1 protein-coding gene and 1 pseudogene are annotated in these 4,621 nt (G+C 38.8%); both read right to left on the reverse strand.

Annotation, left to right across the window (positions count from 1 at the left end; translation table 11 throughout):
• Positions 1-1,297: 1,297 nt before the first annotated feature.
• A pseudogene (locus tag ADA01nite_RS11870) lies at positions 1,298-2,535 on the reverse strand (IS110 family RNA-guided transposase).
• A gap of 267 nt (positions 2,536-2,802) precedes the next feature.
• Positions 2,803-3,999, reverse strand: a complete 1,197-nt coding sequence (locus ADA01nite_RS11875; protein ID WP_146810183.1) for a C39 family peptidase — start codon at positions 3,997-3,999, stop codon at positions 2,803-2,805.
• Positions 4,000-4,621 lie beyond the last annotated feature (622 nt).

A 4,621-nucleotide genomic window follows, 5' to 3' on the forward strand; every position in this document is an offset into this window, starting at 1 on the left:
TTTTATGTATGTGTTGCCAATTACAAGCGATATGTAGAAATTTATCATATTTTTCTACAAATATGCAAGCGTTTTTTCAGGCATCTATAAAAATAAATTCCTTGGCCCACGCTTTATTTTGGTGACGGAACGTGCCTATTTTCAAATCCAACGAGTCGATGAGTTTCTTACCCGCCAGCCGTTCATTATTCAGTTAAAAACGAATGTAGAGTTGACGAAGAAGAAAGCCCTTCGACGATTTGAGGAACCAGATTCCAATGTAATCGGCGATTTAATCTGCCAGCTTGGCACATTGCAAAGGCGCTCGACGTACGTACATCGAATCGTTGATCACAGACGCAGAAGGAAAAACGATGCGTGTAGTCACAAATTTGCGTGATATATCGGCAGAAAAAATCGCCGCGATGTATCAAGCGAAAATGCCGCTCCCACAAGAAGGAACGGTATTTTCGCTTGATGTCGGATAACTTGGTTTATGGTTTCTTTTTGATTATTATATAAAAAAGAGAAGTGAGGAAGAGGACTAGAATAATAGGCACACAAAAAGTAAACTCATTAAAGTAAATTGTATTGTTTCTTAACATAAATATCGAATATCCAGGAGGGTCATCCTCCCTAAAATATCTCGATATTCTAAAGATATAATCAAAGAATGCCAAACTACTAATGACAATATTAAAAAAAGACGTGATTGCGATTGTTCGTATGACTTTTTGATTCTTATTTTTAATACGATCACTGCTTGTCCAAAACAGACTGATCAAAAATAAGAGAAATGCAAGTAATATGATTGGCATGAAAAGAAGCAAGGGATTTCCATTTCCTGAATTCATCCAGGGAGTTGTAAGAAGTTCAATAAAAATAAAACCAATTGCCGAAATTAGAAAAGTTGAAAAGAGAAGAAAGTGCTTCTTCAAAGCTTTTTTATAAGAGGAAAAGTCTGAAAAATTGGGATTGTATACTAAACACAATAAGTAGAAGGTTAGGGAAAAAGTTAAAAATGATAGCATTATTTTACTCCTTTTTGTATAAATTATAAAATAGGAGATGACTCAAACCCCCATTGCTTAACAGCCACCACGAGGAATGATAACTATGTCTAAAATCACTAATTATCGTATAAAAAGCATAGTTGTAATAAGTAGCCATACAATATTTACGTATTTGTTTGTATTTAATATACTAAATATAGTGTGAGAAGGGCTGACTCATAACCTTTTTTATACGAAAATGTCCTCAAAAAAGCAAAAAAAGGGGCGGATCTCTATTATATGTATTTAAAATGGAAATTTTTTCATTATGTTGAGGTTATTTCATGAGGCTCAAGCTGTACGGTAAACCCTTGTGACTCAATTTTTCGAATCCAATACTCCACTCCGCGAGTCGGATTGGGCACATACTCCCAGCCCAGCTCTTGATACGGAACTCGGTCTTGCAACATATGGTAGATGATACGTAACAGAAGATGAGCCGTCGCCATCGTCGCTTTCTTCTGTCCCCTTCGCTTTTGGACTCGGTAAAAGAAAGAAGCCAACCGAGTCCCTTTCGTTTTACTCGCAGCCCAGGCTGCCTGACATAGGACTGCTTTTAAGCTCTTGTTCCCTTTGGTGGTTCGGGTGCTTTTTTTTTACCAGCACTCTCATTGTTTCCGGGGCTGAGCCCGCCCCATGACGCAAGGTGTGCATCGGATGGAAAACAAGACATATCATTTCCAATCTCAGCGAGGATGACCGCTGCCGCATCCTCTTTGATTCCGGGAATGGTTTGAATCAGTGTGACCGATTCGCGATAAGGCTGCAGGAGTCTGTCAATTTCCTGTTCCAATTCTGCGATTTGATTCTCAATATATAAAAGGTGATCCATATGCATTCGCATCATTCTTCGGTGATGCTTTCGCACTCGTCCGTTCAAAGCATCTAGAAGCTCTGGTACTTTACGTTTCAGAGAGGTTTTGACGAGATCTCTCACCTGTTCAGCCGTAAGGACTTCTCCGTTTATGACGGCTTCCAGAAGTGCTCGACCGGAAACACCGAATAGATCACTGACATACGTAGTCAATTTGATGTTGGCGTCTTGCAGAATTTTATGAATCCGATTCTTCTCTGACGTGGCGTGGCCAAGAAGCCTTCGACGATAACGAGTCAAGTCTCGCAAATCTCTGATATCTTCAGGAGGAACAAAGCTCGGAGTAATGAGCCCGCACCGAAGAAGTTGGGCAATCCAAGCCGCATCGTTTACATCGGTTTTTCGCCCGGGCACATTTTTGATACGTTGGGCATTCGCTAAAACAAGTGTGAAGCTGTCCTCTAAGATGTTCCATACGGGCTTCCAGTAGACACCGGAACTTTCCATGGCAACATGAGTACACTCCCACTGAAGAAGCCAATCGTGAAGGGCAAGCAATCCTTTCGTCGTAGTAGGGAATGTTTGGGTATCTTGTTTTGGTTTACGATCTAACGGACCATACATCACACAAGCGACGACGGTTTCCTGATGAACGTCCAATCCAGCACAACGTTCAATAATGGCATCCAACTCAAATCACTTCCTTATATGTAGGACGGATTACAGGTCGTACATCCATAAGCGAAGTATTTTTATACACATGCTCGTGGCAATAATCAGCGGTGCTCATGGGATGTAGTCGGCCGGTTTGAGTCACGGGGTAAGTCCCACCAAAAAAAGTTCGGCCTGTGGCCTGCTTCTTCCATTATGGAAGAAGTCAGGCCACAGGCCAAGTACATTTTCATACGTTGTGGTGGCTGCCAAGCCATGTTAGTTTGAGTCAGCCCTATTTTATATTTATGGATTATATGAAACAAAACCAAGATCCATATCCTGATCGTTAGCAGACCAAGAAATCCATCTGTATTTTGTTGAAGTAGAATCTACATCGCAAACTTGAATTTGACCTGTTTCTGTATTATAGCCTACACCAACTACAAAATGCCACTTATAATCTGTGTTCCAAGGGTTATAGTCAAAACGTATTCCAACGGGTCTATTTGCATCTATATAGGATTCATAGGTAGGAAAATAACCGATGGCCTCATGCGTGAATACGTCCCATGCTGAAGCATTGTGATTCATGTGTGTAGACATGCCAGTTGCCCACTGATCCATTGTGGTGCCAATAGTACCTGTACCCATCTCAGTATATAGGTGATTGATTAGCTTTACTTGTGTTCCATAGTAAGAAACTCCCCTTACATTGTAACCTCTTAGTTTGTAATAGTCTGCTATAACAGCTCCAGAAGTGGGTCCACAAGCGGATTTTCCCTCATTATAAACGCCAGGTTGTCTTTGATACATGTGAGCAACATTTAATACTTTGTATGTTGTTGTTCCACCAAGAGGGGTTACCAGTGAATTTGTATTATTTTCACTGCTTTGACTTAAATATTTTTCCCATTTTTTCTCATTTTCTTTATTTTTTTCAATACCCTTTAGCTTTTTTTGTTCTAATTTTTTAAGCTCCTTGATATAACTTTCCTTCGACTTAGAGTCTTTTGTTTTGTCTACTTGCTCCTTTATGTTTTCAAGTTCTTTTTGTTTGATGTTCTCAAATATTTTCTCCAGTTCGTCTTTATTGTTTGCTTGTACAATACGCATTGCACCTAAATAATAGAATCTCTTAGTAGAGTCGCCATTTAAATAATCGTAGCCAGTACCTTCTCCATATTCTAAAATCGGCTCTGTTTCTTTATTTGCAGATACAATCATATATCCAATGTTTTCTTGGTCTTTCTTAATTATTATGTAATAGCCAAAGAGTGTGTCATCAGGATTGTATAATTCTTTTTTAATTTCGATTTTGCCTTCTATCCACTTATCTCCGTAACCAGTTGCAGGTAGCATATTTTCAACAGCTTGAATTATTTGAGATTGGCTAATCTGGCTGTCAGAGCTTGATGCAAATACACTTGTACTACTAACTATAAGCATGCTTCCAAGGATTAGGGACATACCTATTTTTTTTATATATCTTTTGACTACCATGAGTATCCTCCTCTTAATTATTTGGTATTTATTAACTGTATAATAATAACATTTATTTGTATTAAAAGTAAATATCTTTCAATTTTCTCCATATATTTTTTTATGCGATATATTTAGAATAAAACACGGGTGTTGATTAGCAAAAAACATAAACAAAAAAGCGAAAAAGAGGTGCCTTTTCCGGGAAAGTAGTTTGTACACCACATACAAACTTTTACGAAAAGAGGCGACCTCCTATGAAAAAGTCTATCACACTTCTTCGCGTGCTGAAACACCTCGTTTCTGAAGAGGAAATACAAGAAATTGCAGCCTCTCATGGCTACAAAGATACCGCTCGTAAGCTTTGTCAGTTTTACTCGTCAGCTTATTGAGGCGCAACTTTGTGATTTACACTTGCTTGCTTTACATAATACAAAATTGTCACTATGATAAGGGAAACCGTCACTTTAAAAACTTTATGGCTTTTCAGCCATAAGCTTTGCCATGAAAATGAGTGGGTGAGCATGTAAGGTCCGTGATATGAAGGAAAAGAGAGAAAAGAATGAGGAGAAGATTTTCATGTAGAAAAAGGCGAACGCCTTTTTCTACCCTGGCTCTCATTTCCTCTTTCTCTCCTTCTTTC

This window comes from Aneurinibacillus danicus (assembly GCF_007991215.1).
Lineage (GTDB): Bacteria > Bacillota > Bacilli > Aneurinibacillales > Aneurinibacillaceae > Aneurinibacillus > Aneurinibacillus danicus.

Coding starts and splice junctions, on each gene's coding strand:
- ADA01nite_RS11875 (WP_146810183.1), bottom strand. CDS start 3,999: ATGGTAGTCAAAAGATATATAAAAAAAATAGGTATGTCCCTAATCCTT.